Annotated in this window: 15 protein-coding genes and 1 riboswitch; of the genes, 13 read left to right on the plus strand and 2 right to left on the minus strand. The window is 50.1% G+C overall.

Annotation, left to right across the window (positions count from 1 at the left end):
* Window positions 1-14: 14 nt before the first annotated feature.
* From HWY38_RS07620 to HWY38_RS07655, 8 genes are all read left to right on the plus strand, one after another.
* Complete coding sequence (locus tag HWY38_RS07620; RefSeq protein ID WP_224181591.1) at window positions 15-941, plus strand: ABC transporter permease; 927 nt, start codon at window positions 15-17, stop codon at window positions 939-941.
* Between the two features lie 5 nt (window positions 942-946).
* Window positions 947-1,894 (plus strand): ABC transporter permease, encoded by a 948-nt coding sequence (locus tag HWY38_RS07625; protein WP_024085201.1) that lies wholly within the window; start codon window positions 947-949, stop codon window positions 1,892-1,894.
* A 5-nt stretch (window positions 1,895-1,899) separates the two neighbouring features.
* A complete protein-coding gene (locus tag HWY38_RS07630) occupies window positions 1,900-2,928 on the plus strand; it encodes an ABC transporter ATP-binding protein (protein WP_007610859.1) in 1,029 nt (342 codons plus the stop codon).
* Window positions 2,925-4,544, plus strand: coding sequence for a peptide ABC transporter substrate-binding protein (locus tag HWY38_RS07635; RefSeq protein ID WP_224181592.1), 1,620 nt, complete (start codon window positions 2,925-2,927; stop codon window positions 4,542-4,544). The genes HWY38_RS07630 and HWY38_RS07635 overlap by 4 nt, the downstream gene beginning before the upstream one ends.
* A gap of 87 nt (window positions 4,545-4,631) precedes the next feature.
* On the plus strand, window positions 4,632-5,567 hold the full coding sequence (locus HWY38_RS07640) for an LD-carboxypeptidase (protein WP_263433303.1): 936 nt from the start codon (window positions 4,632-4,634) through the stop codon (window positions 5,565-5,567).
* Between the two features lie 36 nt (window positions 5,568-5,603).
* Window positions 5,604-6,671 (plus strand): dipeptide epimerase, encoded by a 1,068-nt coding sequence (locus HWY38_RS07645; protein ID WP_263433310.1) that lies wholly within the window; start codon window positions 5,604-5,606, stop codon window positions 6,669-6,671.
* Window positions 6,668-7,567 carry a C40 family peptidase gene (locus HWY38_RS07650; protein WP_224181594.1) on the plus strand — a complete coding sequence of 300 codons (900 nt, stop codon included), beginning with the start codon at window positions 6,668-6,670 and terminating at the stop codon, window positions 7,565-7,567. Before HWY38_RS07645 ends, HWY38_RS07650 begins: the two co-directional genes overlap by 4 nt.
* Window positions 7,568-7,570: 3 nt before the next feature.
* Entirely contained in the window at window positions 7,571-8,542 is a 972-nt protein-coding gene (locus HWY38_RS07655; protein WP_032874640.1) for an ABC transporter ATP-binding protein, read from the plus strand.
* Between the two features lie 27 nt (window positions 8,543-8,569).
* On the opposite strand, the gene HWY38_RS07660 is transcribed toward HWY38_RS07655, so the two are convergent.
* Together HWY38_RS07660 and HWY38_RS07665 are read right to left on the minus strand one after the other, a co-directional pair.
* The gene (locus HWY38_RS07660; protein ID WP_224181595.1) at window positions 8,570-9,619 is read right to left on the minus strand and encodes a lactonase family protein; all 1,050 of its coding nucleotides are present in this window, start codon (window positions 9,617-9,619) and stop codon (window positions 8,570-8,572) included.
* A 70-nt stretch (window positions 9,620-9,689) separates the two neighbouring features.
* The gene (locus HWY38_RS07665; RefSeq protein WP_224181596.1) at window positions 9,690-10,550 is read right to left on the minus strand and encodes a dimethylarginine dimethylaminohydrolase family protein; all 861 of its coding nucleotides are present in this window, start codon (window positions 10,548-10,550) and stop codon (window positions 9,690-9,692) included.
* Window positions 10,551-10,739: 189 nt separating this feature from the next.
* Here HWY38_RS07665 and HWY38_RS07670 point away from each other — a divergent pair, with 189 nt between their 5' ends.
* The 5 genes from HWY38_RS07670 to purU all read left to right on the plus strand — a co-directional run bounded on the left by HWY38_RS07670 (window position 10,740) and on the right by purU (window position 13,720).
* The gene (locus tag HWY38_RS07670) at window positions 10,740-11,258 is read left to right on the plus strand and encodes an acyl-CoA thioesterase (RefSeq protein ID WP_021493808.1); all 519 of its coding nucleotides are present in this window, start codon (window positions 10,740-10,742) and stop codon (window positions 11,256-11,258) included.
* A gap of 99 nt (window positions 11,259-11,357) precedes the next feature.
* A complete protein-coding gene (locus tag HWY38_RS07675) occupies window positions 11,358-11,903 on the plus strand; it encodes a GNAT family N-acetyltransferase (protein ID WP_044802884.1) in 546 nt (181 codons plus the stop codon).
* Window positions 11,904-11,915: 12 nt separating this feature from the next.
* Window positions 11,916-12,024, plus strand: a riboswitch (guanidine-I (ykkC/yxkD leader).
* 66 nt (window positions 12,025-12,090) lie between these two features.
* The gene (locus tag HWY38_RS07680) at window positions 12,091-12,429 is read left to right on the plus strand and encodes a DMT family transporter (protein WP_007407236.1); all 339 of its coding nucleotides are present in this window, start codon (window positions 12,091-12,093) and stop codon (window positions 12,427-12,429) included.
* Window positions 12,429-12,743, plus strand: a complete 315-nt coding sequence (locus tag HWY38_RS07685; RefSeq protein ID WP_007407235.1) for a DMT family transporter — start codon at window positions 12,429-12,431, stop codon at window positions 12,741-12,743. Before HWY38_RS07680 ends, HWY38_RS07685 begins: the two co-directional genes overlap by 1 nt.
* A 74-nt stretch (window positions 12,744-12,817) precedes the next feature.
* The gene (gene purU / locus HWY38_RS07690; RefSeq protein WP_007407234.1) at window positions 12,818-13,720 is read left to right on the plus strand and encodes a formyltetrahydrofolate deformylase; all 903 of its coding nucleotides are present in this window, start codon (window positions 12,818-12,820) and stop codon (window positions 13,718-13,720) included.
* Window positions 13,721-13,726 lie beyond the last annotated feature (6 nt).

Here is a 13,726-nt window from a genome sequence, read left to right on the forward strand (position 1 = left end):
AGGGGTGAACGGCATTGCTGCGGTATTTTATCAAACGTTTTATCGCCATGATGATGACCGTCCTCGTCATCACCACTCTGACATTTGTCATGATGAAAGTGATACCCGGCTCGCCTTTTAACGAAGAGCGGGGCACAAACGAAGCGGTCCAGCGAAATCTCGAATCCTACTACCATCTGAACGAACCTCTTATCACTCAATACGCCATCTATCTAAAATCCATTCTTACCTTTGATTTCGGTCCTTCAATTAAAAAACCGTCAGACAGTGTAAACGCTATGCTTGAACGCGGGTTTCCGGTCTCATTTGAGCTTGGGATAACGGCGATCATCATCGCTGTTATTTCCGGGCTCGCGCTCGGCATAATGGCCGCTCTCAGGCGCGGCGGATTTCTCGATTACGCGGCTATGAGCCTTGCGGTGCTCGGGATTTCCATTCCGAATTTTATTATGGCTACACTGCTGATTCAGCAATTTGCGGTTCATCTGAAATGGTTTCCGGCAGCTACCTGGACGAGTCCCGTTCACATGGTCCTGCCGACTGTTGCGCTTGCCGTCGGTCCCATGGCCATTATCGCGAGGCTGACAAGATCAAGCATGGCCGAAGTGCTGACTCAGGATTACATCCGCACGGCAAAAGCAAAGGGGCTTTCTCCCGTCAAAATTGTGATCAAACACGCGTTGAAAAACGCTCTTATGCCTGTTGTGACAGTACTCGGGACGCTTGCCGCAAGTATTTTAACGGGCAGTTTCGTCATCGAGAAAATTTTTGCCATACCGGGAATGGGCAAATATTTCGTAGAAAGCATCAATCAGCGTGATTACCCGGTCATCATGGGAACGACCGTATTTTACAGTGTGATTCTGATCGTCCTGCTGTTTCTGGTTGATTTGGCATACGGCCTGTTAGACCCGCGCATAAAACTTCATAAGAAAGGGTGATCCTGATGAATCTCCCGCAAGAAACGGTAAAACACACAGAAGTGCCTGATGACTGGTTTCAGCCGGGCGCGGAAAGAAAGGGTGAAACCGAGTCGGTCAAGCGTCCGAGCCTGTCTTACAGTCAGGATGCGTGGCGGCGGCTTAAAAAGAACAAATTGGCGATGGCCGGACTTGTGATATTATGCTGCCTGTTTCTAGCGGCTGTGTTCGGTCCGCTGATATCACCGCACAGCGTGACAAGGCAGACGCTCGCCGAGCAGAATCTTCCGCCGTCTTTTTCACACTGGTTCGGAACCGATGAACTTGGCCGGGACGTGTTTACAAGAACATGGTACGGAGCGAGGATCTCTTTATTTGTCGGTGTGATGGCGGCGCTGATTGACTTTTTGATCGGCGTTATCTACGGAGGCGTCGCCGGCTACAAAGGGGGCCGGACAGACAGCGCCATGATGAGAATCATCGAGGTTCTCTACGGTTTGCCTTATCTGCTCGTTGTCATTTTGTTAATGGTGCTGATGGGGCCGGGGCTCAGTTCCATTATCGTCGCTCTGACCGTGACGGGATGGGTCGGCATGGCGCGGATTGTCAGAGGGCAGGTGCTGAGGATGAAGCATGATGAACACGTATTGGCTTCGAAAACGTTTGGAGCGAAAACATTTCGGATCATTAAGAAAAATCTGCTGCCGAATACGATGGGAGCCATTATTGTCCAAATGACGCTTACGGTGCCGGCGGCGATTTTTGCGGAATCATTTTTAAGTTTTCTCGGACTCGGCATTCAGGCGCCGTTTGCAAGCTGGGGAGTCATGGCAAACGACGGGCTGCCGGCGATTTTATCAGGCCATTGGTGGCGGCTGTTTTTCCCCGCTTTTTTCATTTCCTTGACGATGTACGCGTTTAACGTACTTGGAGACGGCTTGCAGGACGCGTTAGACCCGAAACTGAGGAGGTAGGAAAAATGGCGCAGCAAGTTCTTTCCGTTCAAAATCTGCATGTTACTTTTTCAACATACGGAGGCACTGTAAAAGCCGTCAGAGGCGTCAGCTTCGATTTATATAAAGGTGAAACGTTTGCGATCGTCGGCGAATCTGGCTGCGGAAAAAGCGTGACGTCACAAGCCGTGATGGGCCTTCTTCCGAAACATTCGGCAAAGATTGAATCCGGAAGCATACAATTTAAACAGAAAGACCTTTGCCAAATGTCGGATCGGGAAATGCGGGCAATCCGGGGGCGCGATATTTCTATGATCTTTCAGGACCCGATGACGGCGCTCAATCCGACTTTGACCATAGGGAATCAGCTTTCAGAAGCGCTGTTGGAACACCGCGCCATGACAAGAAAACAAGCTGAATCCGAAGTTCTCGCCATGCTGGATCTGGTCGGTATCCCGGACTCGAAATCCCGCCTGAAGCAGTACCCCCACCAATTAAGCGGGGGCATGCGGCAGCGGATCGTGATCGCGATGGCTCTGATCTGCGAGCCGGAAATTATGATCGCCGATGAACCGACAACGGCCCTTGATGTGACGATTCAAGCACAAATCCTTGAATTATTTAAGAAGATTCAAAGAAAAACAGGCGTGTCTATTATTCTGATCACACACGATCTCGGCGTCGTCGCTCAGACCGCCGACAGAGTCGCCGTCATGTATGCGGGGAAAATCGCCGAAATCGGCACGAGGCATGATATTTTTTACCGTCCGGCTCATCCATACACAAAGGGGCTGCTTCGTTCAGTGCCGCGGCTGGATATGGAGGATAGTGAGCTTTCGCCGATTGACGGGACGCCGCCTGATTTATTCGATCCGCCGCCGGGCTGCCCGTTTGCCGCCCGCTGCCCGGACAGGATGATCGTCTGTGAAAAGGTATACCCGGCAACAACCATGAAATCCAAAAGCCATATCGTCAACTGCTGGCTTCAGGATCACCGTGCAGAGCGGCTGAAGCAGCAGCTGACGGCAGCAGAGGAAAAAGGGGGATTGAAATGAAAAAGAGATGGGCGATCGGTGTGATTGCTGTTGTTTCGTTTGCTCTGATGGGCTGTACAGCCAATGAACAGACGGGGACAGAACCCGGCAAAGCAAAAGAACAGGAGGGTGAGACGGTGCTGCGGCTCAATAACGAAAATGAGCCGACCTCACTTGATCCGCCGATTGGATTTAATAATGTTTCCTGGCAGCCGCTGAATAACATCATGGAAGGATTGACGAGGCTCGGAAAAGATAATAAGCCCGAACCGGCCATGGCGGAAAGCTGGAAGGTGTCCGCTGATAAGCTGACATATACCTTCAATATCCGTGATAACGCCGAATGGACAAATGGCGATCCCGTTACGGCGGAAGACTTCGTGTACGCCTGGAAACGGATGCTCGATCCGAAAACGGGCGCATCTTCCGCATTTCTCGGCTATATGATCAAAGGCGGGGAAGAATTTAACAGCGGGAAAGGCAAACAAGAAGACGTGAAAGTCACGGCAAAAGATAAAAAAACGCTTGTCGTCACATTGGCGGCACCGCAGGATTATTTTCTGAGCGTCGTGTCCAATCCGGCGTATTTCCCGATTAATGAGAAGGTCGCCAAGGCTGATCCGAAATGGTTCACTGAAGCAAAAACTTTTGTCGGCAACGGGCCATTCAAACTGACGGAATGGAAGCATGACGACAGCATGACGATGGTCAAAAACGAGACGTATTGGGATAAAAAGACGGTGAAACTGGATAAAGTCACATGGGCGATGGTCAGTGACCGGAATACCGATTATCAGATGTTCCAGTCGGGGGATTTGGATACCGCCTTTGTGCCGGCAGAGCTGAGCGAGCAGCTGATGGGAGGAAAAAATGTCCGCACGTGGGATCAGGCCGGACTCTATTTCTATCGTTTTAACGTGAAAATGGAGCCGTTTCAAAATGAAAAGATCAGAAAAGCGTTCGCGGCAGCGATTGATCAGAAAGAAATCACGGATTATGTGACCAAAAACAGTGAAAAGCCGGCACATGCCTTTGTATCCCCTGGATTTACTCAGCCTGACGGGAAAGATTTCCGCGAAGCGGGCGGCAGTTTATTAAATCCGGATGAATCAGAAGCCAAAAAACTGCTGGAAAAAGGCATGGCGGAAGAGCATTATGACAAGCTGCCCGCCGTTACATTGACATACAGCACAAAACCGGAGCATAAGAAAATAGCGGAAGCGATTCAGCAGAAGCTCAAAAGTGTGCTCGGTATAGACGTTAAGCTCGCCAATATGGAATGGAACGTCTTTTTAGAAGAGCAGAAAGGGCTGAAGTTCCAGTTCTCTCAAAGCTCATTTTTACCGGATTACGCAGATCCGATCAGTTTTCTTGAGGCTTTCCAGACGGATAATTCCATGAACCGAACCGGCTGGGGCAGCGCGGCATACGACGGCTGCATCAAGCAGGCAAAACAGGAAGCCGATGCCAAAAAACGTTTTGCGCTCATGCATAAAGCGGAAAAACTGCTCATGAACGAGGCTCCGATCATTCCGATTTACTTTTACAATCAGGTGCATCTGCAGAACAGCGGCGTGAAGGGCATTGTCCGGCACCCCGTCGGTTACATTGATCTGAAATGGGCGGAAAAGTCCTGATCTTACAGCGGAAACATATGCCGCTCTTTTGCCGTTAAAGGAGCGGCGTGTTTCACTTTTCAATCCGGAAAGGAGATTGAAAAAGTCATGAACCATAAACCGAAAGCACTGCAAAAAGGCGACACGGTCGGTGTGATTGCGCCCGCAAGCCCGCCTGAGAGCGGGACGCTGCAAACCGCGCTGCTGTTTTTAGAGAATGAGCTTGGCCTTCATGTGAAACCCGGCCGGGCGCTGAAGACCCGTCACGGCTATTTGGCGGGAGAAGACCGGGCGCGCCTCGATGATCTCCATGACATGTTTAGTGATCAGAATGTCAAAGCGGTGATATGCGCGTGCGGAGGATTCGGCACGGGCCGCATTGCCGCCGACATCGATTTCGGCTTAATCCGCCGCAATCCGAAAATTTTCTGGGGCTACAGTGATATCACGTTTTTACATACCGCCATTCATCAAAATACGGGGCTCGTCACATTTCACGGCCCGATGCTGAGCACGGATGTCGGGCTTGAAAATGCTGATCCCCTGACGAAAGCGTCATATCATCAGCTTTTTACAGAAAAGGAATTCACCTATACGGAGGACATTTCTCCGCTTGAGGTGCTGACAGGCGGAAGGGCCGAGGGAGAGCTTGCAGGCGGCAACCTGTCGCTCATTACCTCCACGCTCGGCACGCCGTTTGAAATTGATACGAAAGACAAATTGCTGTTTATCGAGGATATTGATGAGGAGCCGTATCAAATCGACAAAATGCTGAATCAATTAAAGATGGCCGGAAAACTGTCAGACGCAGCCGGAATACTGGTCTGTGATTTTCACCAATGCGAACCGAAAAACAAAGAAAAGTCCCTCACCTTAGAGCAAGTGCTGAATGATTACATTGTCAAATCAGGGAAGCCCGCGCTTAAAGGCTTTAAAATCGGCCATTGTTCACCGAGCTTCGCCGTTCCGATCGGAGTCCGCGCGGTTATGGATACGGCGGCTAAAGCGGTAACGATTGAATCGGGGGTTTCCGGAAGGGAGTGATCAGGCGTGAGGATTACAGATATTCAAACGGGACGGATGTCCGTGCCGCTGACAAAGCCGTTTAAGACCGCTTTACGCACGGTTTACAATGCTGAATCGGTCATTGTGAAGCTCACTTTTGACAACGGTCTTACTGGCTGGGGGGAGGCGCCGCCGACGGTTGTCATTACAGGCGACAGCGCGGACGGTATTGAAAGCGCCATCCGCGATGTGCTGAAGCCTGCTCTCTTGGGACGGAGCCTTTCCGGCACGGAAGCTGTTCTGTATGATATCAGCCGGCTGTTGGAAAGAAATCAAAGCGCAAAAGCCGCGGTGGATATGGCTGTATATGACGGATGGGCGCAAATGCACGGACAGCCGCTTTACCGGCTTCTCGGCGGCTATCGGAATACACTGGAAACAGATTTTACCGTCAGCGTTAATTCTCCTGAGGAGATGGCGGGGGATGCAGACCGTTATGTGAACAAAGGATTTCATATTTTAAAGGTAAAAGTCGGCATAGGTGACATATCGGACGATGTTGCCCGGATTCAGGCGATCAGATCACGTGTCGGCGGAAACGTCAAACTGAGATTGGATGCCAACCAAGGCTGGACGCCGAAAGAAGCCGTGACTGCGATCCGAAAGATGGAAGACGCCGGCCTCGGCATTGAGCTGGTCGAGCAGCCTGTTCACAAAGACGATATCGCCGGGCTGAAGCAGGTCACAGATGCCGTAGACACGCCGATTATGGCGGATGAGAGCGTCTTTACCCCCCGTCAGGCCTTTCACGTGCTGCAGACGAGAAGCGCCGATTTAATTAATATTAAGCTGATGAAAGCGGGCGGCATAAAGCAGGCGGAAACAATCAATGCGATGGCGGAAACGTGCGGCGTGGAATGCATGGTCGGCAGCATGATTGAGACCAAGCTCGGCATCACCGCCGCGGCTCATTTTGCCGCGGGCAAACGGAATGTGACAAGGTTTGATTTTGATGCGCCGCTTATGCTGAAAGATGATTTGATTCAAGGCGGCATTACATACAGCGGCAGTCAGATTACGATTCCCGATGAACCGGGTCTCGGCATTACCGGTGTGTCGATACAAGAGGAGGCGAAAAGATGAGAGCAGCCGTTACAGCGGCGGCAGCCAACGTATGGACACTGCCGTCATCTCCCCGTTCGGATGATGCGCCGATGCTCGAAAACCCGCCGCAGATCAGAAAATGGTTAGCGTCTATGGGATATGAAGAGCGGCTGCAATTATGCACAGACAACCTTGTCCAAACGCAAGCGGTTTTCGGGGAAGAGGTGATCATTCTTAAAGAGGAAGGGGAATGGGCTTTTGTCGCCGTTCCCGGCCAGCCTTCAAACAAGGATGTGCGCGGATATCCGGGCTGGATGAAAAAAAGCCAGCTTTCAAAAGACGGCCTTCATACATCTTCCCCCGCAGTATGGATTACCAAACCGACAGCTATTTTATATCACACAAACGGCGAACCGGACTTGGAAGTAAGTTTCTTAACGCGTCTTCCGGCATCAGGACGTGAGAAAGGCTTTTTCCGGGTGGTGACGCCGCTCGGAGAACGGTTCGTAAATGAAGCTGACGCATACGAGTGCCGGCATACGGAAGGACGGGCGGCCGATGTCATCGAAACGGGCATGATGTTTCTCGGGCTTCCGTATTTATGGGGAGGACTGAGCGGTTTCGGGTTTGACTGTTCCGGGTTTATGTATTCGATATTTAAAGCAAACGGCTATACCCTTCCCCGTGATGCAAAGGACCAAGCAAAAGCCGGATGCAGCGCGGCGGTAAACGATATCCGGCCGGCTGACCTTTTGTTTTTCGCCTATGAAGAAGGAAAAGGCGCGATCCACCATGTCGGTTTGGCGCTGGGAGACGGCCGGATGCTGCACTCCCCGAAAACGGGAAAAACAATCGAAGTGCTGTCTTTGGAAGGAACCGTCTATGAAAAAGAATTATGCACCGTACGCCGCTGTATAAGCGAAAAGGGGGAATAGAAAATGACGGCATCTCCGCTCCTTGAAGTCAGCGGGCTGAAAATGCATTTTGACGCAGGAAGAAAGAAAGCCGTAAAAGCAGTCGACGGTGTCAGCTTTCACATTAAAAGAGGGGAAACATTCGGACTTGTCGGAGAATCGGGATGCGGTAAATCGACGCTCGGAAGGGTTATTCTCCGTCTGTATGACCCGACGGCCGGTTCGGTATCATATGAAGGGACGGATATACACCGTGCCGCGGCAGAACAGCGGTCGGTCTTCTTCCGCAAGCTGCAGATGATTTTCCAAGACCCTTACGCCTCGTTAAATCCGCGCCTGACCGTAAGGGAAATTATTATGGAGCCGATGGAAATTCACAATCTTTACAATACAAAAAAAGCCCGTCTGATGATGGCTGATGAACTGCTTGAAGCTGTCGGACTCCATCCGGATTTCGGCAGCCGGTATCCCCACGAATTCAGCGGCGGACAGAGGCAGAGAATCGGGATTGCCAGAGCGCTCTCTCTGCATCCCGAATTCATCGTGGCGGATGAGCCGATTTCCGCGCTGGATGTGTCGGTACAGGCTCAGGTCGTCAACCTTTTAAAAAGGCTTCAGAAAGAGAAAGGGCTGACATTTTTATTTATCGCCCACGATTTATCAATGGTCAAGCATATCAGCGACCGGATCGGCGTGATGTATTTGGGCCGCATGATGGAAATTACAGAAAGCGCTGCGCTTTACCGGGAACCGCTACACCCTTATACGAAGGCGCTTTTATCCTCAATCCCGATTCCTGATCCGCTTCTTGAGGACAAGCGTGAACGGATTATTCTGAAAGGGGAGCTGCCGAGCCCCCTTAACCCGCCGAGCGGCTGTGTATTCAGGACGCGGTGTCCTGAAGCGATGGAGCTCTGCGGTAAGATAACGCCTGAGCTTGAAGAAGTGAAGGCGGGGCGTTTTGTCGCCTGCCATTTATACAAAAAAGAAAGCTGACTTTATATTGTCAGCTTTCTTTTTTGATTAAACCTGATGCAGAAATGACACGCAGACCGGATACGGAACCGGAATGTCAGATTGGAGCAGAGTCAGTCTGCCTGTTTCGGAGTCGCGTTCAAACAAAACCAGATTTCCCGTTTCTTCGTTTGACGCGACAAGGAATGTCTCGGAAGGGTCAAACGCGAAATCACGCGGCCAGTTTCCTTCTGTCGGCACCCATTCAATAAGAGACAATTCACCGGAATATTGGTTGATCTTATAGATGGCGATGCTGTCATGTCCGCGGTTGGCGGCATAAAGAAATCTGCCGTCTTTAGATATGCGGATCGCGCTGCCTTGCGATTTGTCCGTAAAGCCTTCAGGCAAAGCGGAAATGACCTGCAGCTCTCTGAATTCACCTAAGGTCGGGTTGTATTCAAGCGCGATGACTTCATTACTGATTTCCGTCATGACATAGGCGTATTTTTCCGCCGGATGGAAAACGATGTGGCGCGGCCCTGAACCCGGTGCGAAAGAGTGAGTTTTCACCTCTGTGAGCGAACCGTTTTTCATTTGGTAAGTATACAGCGTATCCGTCCCTAAATCGACGGCTGCAATGTAGTTATGCTCAGGTGTATAGCCTGCGAAATGGGTATGCGGTTTCTCTTGTCTTTCATGAGGACCTGTTCCCGTATGAGCGGCTTCGGCAGCCGGCTCCTGCAGACTTCCGTCCTCATTGACGGGAAAGGCGTGCACTTTTCCGCTGTGGTAATTAGCGGTTAACACATATTCATGTTTATCATCAATGCTGACGTGGCATGGAGACGGGCCTTCAATCAGCTGGTGGTTCACAAAAGTTAATTCCCCGCTGTTCTGATGAATCTGATAGGCTGCGACACCGCCTTTTCCGTCTGCCTTTTCAATGGAATACAGCATGCTGTTATCAGAATTCGGAGTGACGTATGTCGGGTTGCCGAGCTTTGCTGCCAGCTTCGGCCGGCTGAGCCGTTTCACTTCTGTATCAAGTTCAAAACAATAAATGCCTTCGCTTCCGCCTTTTGTATATGTTCCCGCGTATCCTATGTACTTAGCCATTCGGTTTCCCCCTTTAGAGTCTTGTCTTCTCTATATTAACGTATCTTGAAGGAAACTGCCTTGTAAATGTTTAAGATGTTCTGACCAGCGGCAAGGTGCAGCAGCGGAAGGAACCGCCTGATTTAATAATTTCGGAAAACTCGGTTTCAATGACTGTATAACCTCTTTTTCTGAGCTCGCGGTTCGTGTGATGGTGCTGCGGCAGGCTGATAATTGTCCGATTGCCGATTGACAGGATATTCGGGCCGAGCGTGAATTGCTCTTCTTCAGGCACTTCTATCATCTCAAAACGTTCGGCGAGAAGATCAATTTCTTTCTGCCGCAAGCCATTTTTGCAGTATAGCGCTTCCGTTTCCGAGATCATATTAAATACACAGTCCAAATGTAAGAAATCCTCCTTGAGAGGGATCGGCACAACCGTCATCTCCGGCAGCGCCTCCCGCAGCTCCCGGACAGCCGCTTTATCCGTGCGCTTGCTCAGCCCGGCGTAAACGGTGCCGTCTGCGATTAAGATGTCGCCGCCTTCAATGTTCGCTTTTTTCAGTCGCGTATAAGGGATTTTCTTATTGTCAAGCAGGTTTTGAAACACTTTTTCTTCTCCCTGCCGGACTGAAGCCGCCATGTTTGAAATAAACGCCGTCTCGCCTAAGACAAATCCGATATCCCGGGTGAATACCTGCTCAGGCAATGCGGGATCGGCAGGAAGCAGGACGACTTCAATCCGGTGAGATCTTAAAATGTCAATAAACTCACTATGCTGTTTGAGGGCAACGGGTATGTTAATATTTTCTTGTTTGAAATGTTTCTGCGTTCCGTTAATAATATCCTTGATGGCCATGTGTTCCGGCCGGCATAAGATAACTGTCTGCAAAGCATCAAACTCACTGCGGCAAGCCGGTTTCCGCGTGGATTTGGGAATGGATACGTTCATGTGATATCCTCCTATCGGTATTCAATGTGCATTTATTATTCCCGGATGTGATGAATAATGAAACATTTATGAGAGAATATCTAACCAACTTAATATTTAAAATTTTAGACAAAACGGTCAAAGTATTGTTTAATAGGGTACAGATGAATGAGTCAAAACGACCAGACACCAAAGGGGAGTTTAAATAACATGAAGTTGCCAGAATCAAGATTTTGCAAAGAAACAAGGGTTGTTAAAACAAGCAGGGTTTTTCCGCTTGATACGAATAATCACAATACGCTGTTTGGCGGAAAGCTGATGAGCTACATTGATGATATCGCTTCAATTTCCGCGGCCCGCCACTGCCGGTGTGAAACAGTCACGGCTTCAATGGATTCTGTAGATTTTTTGCGCCCCATCGGCCAACAGGATTCCGTATGCCTTGAATCTTACGTCACATGGGTCGGCACATCGTCTATGGAGGTGTTTGTCAAAGTCATTAAAGAACATCTGATGACGGGCGAACGCGAGCTTGCGGCAACGTCGTTTCTGACCTTTGTCGCGCTTGATTCAAACGGGAAATCGGTACCCGTTCCGCGGATCGTGCCGGAAACCGAGGAAGAAGTCATGCTTCACAATACGGCCGTTCAGCGCGCCGGAGAACGAAAAAACCGCTTAAAACACAGCAAGGCCCTGGCCGAGGCGCTCGGAACAGATAAACCTTGGTAATCGTCAAACCGCTTTTTTAAAAAGCGGTTTTTTTATGCTGAAAAAGGACTTTTCCTGCCGGATCCATAATCTATTACAGGGAAAGGAGACGTGGCGTGCATGATGAAACATAAGTCTTCCGGCACCATCCTGACAACCGGGCGTATCCGTCTGCGGACTATGCGGGATGACGATGAAGAAAATTTGTACAGGCTGTTTACCGACAGAGAGGTCATGAAATATTATCCTTCTCTTAAAAGCAGACGGGAAACAAAGGAATGGATTGCCTGGAACAAACGATTGGCGAAAGGATACGGCGTCAGTCTTTGGATCGCAGAGGATAAAGAGACAGGCGCATTTCTCGGTCAATGCGGAATCGTTCCGCAGACGGTAAACGGAAACACTTTGATGGAAATCGGCTATATGTTTGCCCGCCGCCGCTGGGGCCGCGGCTATGCGACAGAGGCGGCGAACGCCTGTCTGGACTACGGTTTTCATACGCAGCAATACGGACGCATAGCGGCGCTGATTGATCCGGAAAACGCTGCCTCCGTCCGTGTCGCGGAAAAAATCGGTATGGTGCCCGGTGAGACCGTTACCAAATGGGAGAGGCAGCTGACGGTTTTTGACATCACATCTGACGTTGAACGTTTCGGCGAAATGTAGTATGATACGAACAGACATGTTTTCTAGGGTTCCGCATGTTCATACATGGCCTGGTCCGAGAGAAAACACATATGCGGACATATCCCGCATATGCGCACGGAGGGAAAAAAGCCCGGGAGAGTCAATCTCATGTGAGACGACTATCCGGGCTTTTTTGTATTGTCCGGATACAGAAAGGGTGAAGAACATGAAATGGGGTTTAGTGGTCATAGCGGCCGTATTTGAAGTGGTATGGGTCACCGGCCTGAAACATGCTGATTCGGCACTGGCGTGGAGCGGCACGATTACGGGAATCATCATCAGTTTTTATCTATTAATCAAGGCGACAGACAGCCTGCCCGTAGGAACGGTATATGCGGTCTTTACCGGACTCGGGACAGCGGGCACCGTGCTCAGTGAAATCCTGCTTTTCAAAGAACAGGCCGATCCGGTGAAAATCGTGCTGATCGGCGTTTTGCTGATCGGCGTCATCGGGTTAAAGCTGGTCACACAGGATAAGCCTGAGACGAAGGAGGAGAAGGCGTAATGCATTGGATCAGCCTGATAGCCGCGGGTCTTTGTGAAATGCTCGGGGTGATTTTAATGAATCAATTTCAAAAAGAAAAGAAAGTCAAATGGATTCTTTTCATTATCGCCGGATTTGCGGCTTCTTTTTCCCTGCTTTCTTATGCGATGGAGACAATCGCGATGGGCACGGCCTATGCGATCTGGACCGGTATCGGCACAGCGGGCGGCGCACTAGCCGGCATTCTCTTCTACGGCGAGCAGAAGGATGCGAAGCGCATCTTTTTCATTGCGCTTATTTTATGCGCTGCCGTAGGGCTGAAAATTCTTTCGTAAATTGATTTTTATTAAATCTTCAGTATAATCTATTAGTAAGTTACGAATTATGAAGATACGAGGGATTAAAACAGATGAATTCATATATGACACAGCGGCTGAAAGAATACCGCCGCGGGAATGAGGAAAAAGGGCGCCTGCTCGTCAGCTGCCCCGACCAGCCGGGAATTGTATCGGCCGTGTCGGCGTTTTTGTTTGAACATGGCGCAAACATTATTGAATCAAATCAATACACGACTGACCCTGAAGGCGGACGGTTTTTTCTTAGGATCGAATTCGACTGCAAAGGCATTCGTGAGAAAAAAGAGGACTTACAGCAGGCTTTCGCCTCAATCGCCCAGACATTCGGCATGACATGGAGCCTGTCTCTGGCAAGTGAGCTGAAGCGAGTGGCGATCTTTGTATCGAAGGAGCTGCACTGCCTTCATGAACTGATTTGGGAATGGCAAAGCGGCAATATGATGGCCGAAATTGCGGTCGTCATCAGCAACCATGAAGAGGCCAAAGAAGTGGTTGAACCGCTGAATATTCCGTTCCATTACATGAAAGCTAACAAAGACATCCGCGCCGAAGTGGAGAGGCGCCAGCTTGAGCTGCTGGAGCGGTATAAGATTGATGTGATCGTTCTTGCCCGCTACATGCAGATCTTGACGTCTGATTTTGTATCTGCCCATCCGAATCGGATTATTAACATCCACCATTCATTTCTGCCGGCCTTTATCGGCGCTAATCCGTATAAACGGGCTTATGAGCGCGGAGTGAAATTAATCGGCGCGACCTCTCACTATGTGACGGACGACCTTGACGAAGGGCCGATTATTGAACAGGATATTGAACGCGTCGATCACAGAGATCACGCAGAGGATCTGAAGAATATCGGCAGAACGATTGAGCGGAGCGTGTTGGCAAGAGCCGTAAAATGGCATCTGGAAGACCGCGTCATCGTTCACGGAAACAAAACGATCGTATTTAATTAATGACGG

Origin of the sequence: Bacillus sp. KS1 (genome assembly GCF_020075515.1) — a bacterium.
In the GTDB taxonomy this organism is placed as follows: Bacteria; Bacillota; Bacilli; order Bacillales; family Bacillaceae; genus Bacillus; species Bacillus velezensis.

What these genes read in the sequence shown, in the direction of transcription:
- purU (WP_007407234.1), top strand. Translation starts at nt 12,818, where the DNA reads ATGAATTCATATATGACACAGCGGCTGAAAGAATACCGCCGCGGGAAT.
- HWY38_RS07635 (WP_224181592.1), top strand. Translation starts at nt 2,925, where the DNA reads ATGAAAAAGAGATGGGCGATCGGTGTGATTGCTGTTGTTTCGTTTGCT.
- HWY38_RS07650 (WP_224181594.1), top strand. Translation starts at nt 6,668, where the DNA reads ATGAGAGCAGCCGTTACAGCGGCGGCAGCCAACGTATGGACACTGCCG.
- HWY38_RS07680 (WP_007407236.1), top strand. Translation starts at nt 12,091, where the DNA reads ATGAAATGGGGTTTAGTGGTCATAGCGGCCGTATTTGAAGTGGTATGG.
- HWY38_RS07660 (WP_224181595.1), bottom strand. Translation starts at nt 9,619, where the DNA reads ATGGCTAAGTACATAGGATACGCGGGAACATATACAAAAGGCGGAAGC.
- HWY38_RS07665 (WP_224181596.1), bottom strand. Translation starts at nt 10,550, where the DNA reads ATGAACGTATCCATTCCCAAATCCACGCGGAAACCGGCTTGCCGCAGT.
- HWY38_RS07655 (WP_032874640.1), top strand. Translation starts at nt 7,571, where the DNA reads ATGACGGCATCTCCGCTCCTTGAAGTCAGCGGGCTGAAAATGCATTTT.
- HWY38_RS07685 (WP_007407235.1), top strand. Translation starts at nt 12,429, where the DNA reads ATGCATTGGATCAGCCTGATAGCCGCGGGTCTTTGTGAAATGCTCGGG.
- HWY38_RS07625 (WP_024085201.1), top strand. Translation starts at nt 947, where the DNA reads ATGAATCTCCCGCAAGAAACGGTAAAACACACAGAAGTGCCTGATGAC.
- HWY38_RS07645 (WP_263433310.1), top strand. Translation starts at nt 5,604, where the DNA reads ATGTCCGTGCCGCTGACAAAGCCGTTTAAGACCGCTTTACGCACGGTT.
- HWY38_RS07675 (WP_044802884.1), top strand. Translation starts at nt 11,358, where the DNA reads ATGATGAAACATAAGTCTTCCGGCACCATCCTGACAACCGGGCGTATC.
- HWY38_RS07640 (WP_263433303.1), top strand. Translation starts at nt 4,632, where the DNA reads ATGAACCATAAACCGAAAGCACTGCAAAAAGGCGACACGGTCGGTGTG.
- HWY38_RS07670 (WP_021493808.1), top strand. Translation starts at nt 10,740, where the DNA reads ATGAAGTTGCCAGAATCAAGATTTTGCAAAGAAACAAGGGTTGTTAAA.
- HWY38_RS07630 (WP_007610859.1), top strand. Translation starts at nt 1,900, where the DNA reads ATGGCGCAGCAAGTTCTTTCCGTTCAAAATCTGCATGTTACTTTTTCA.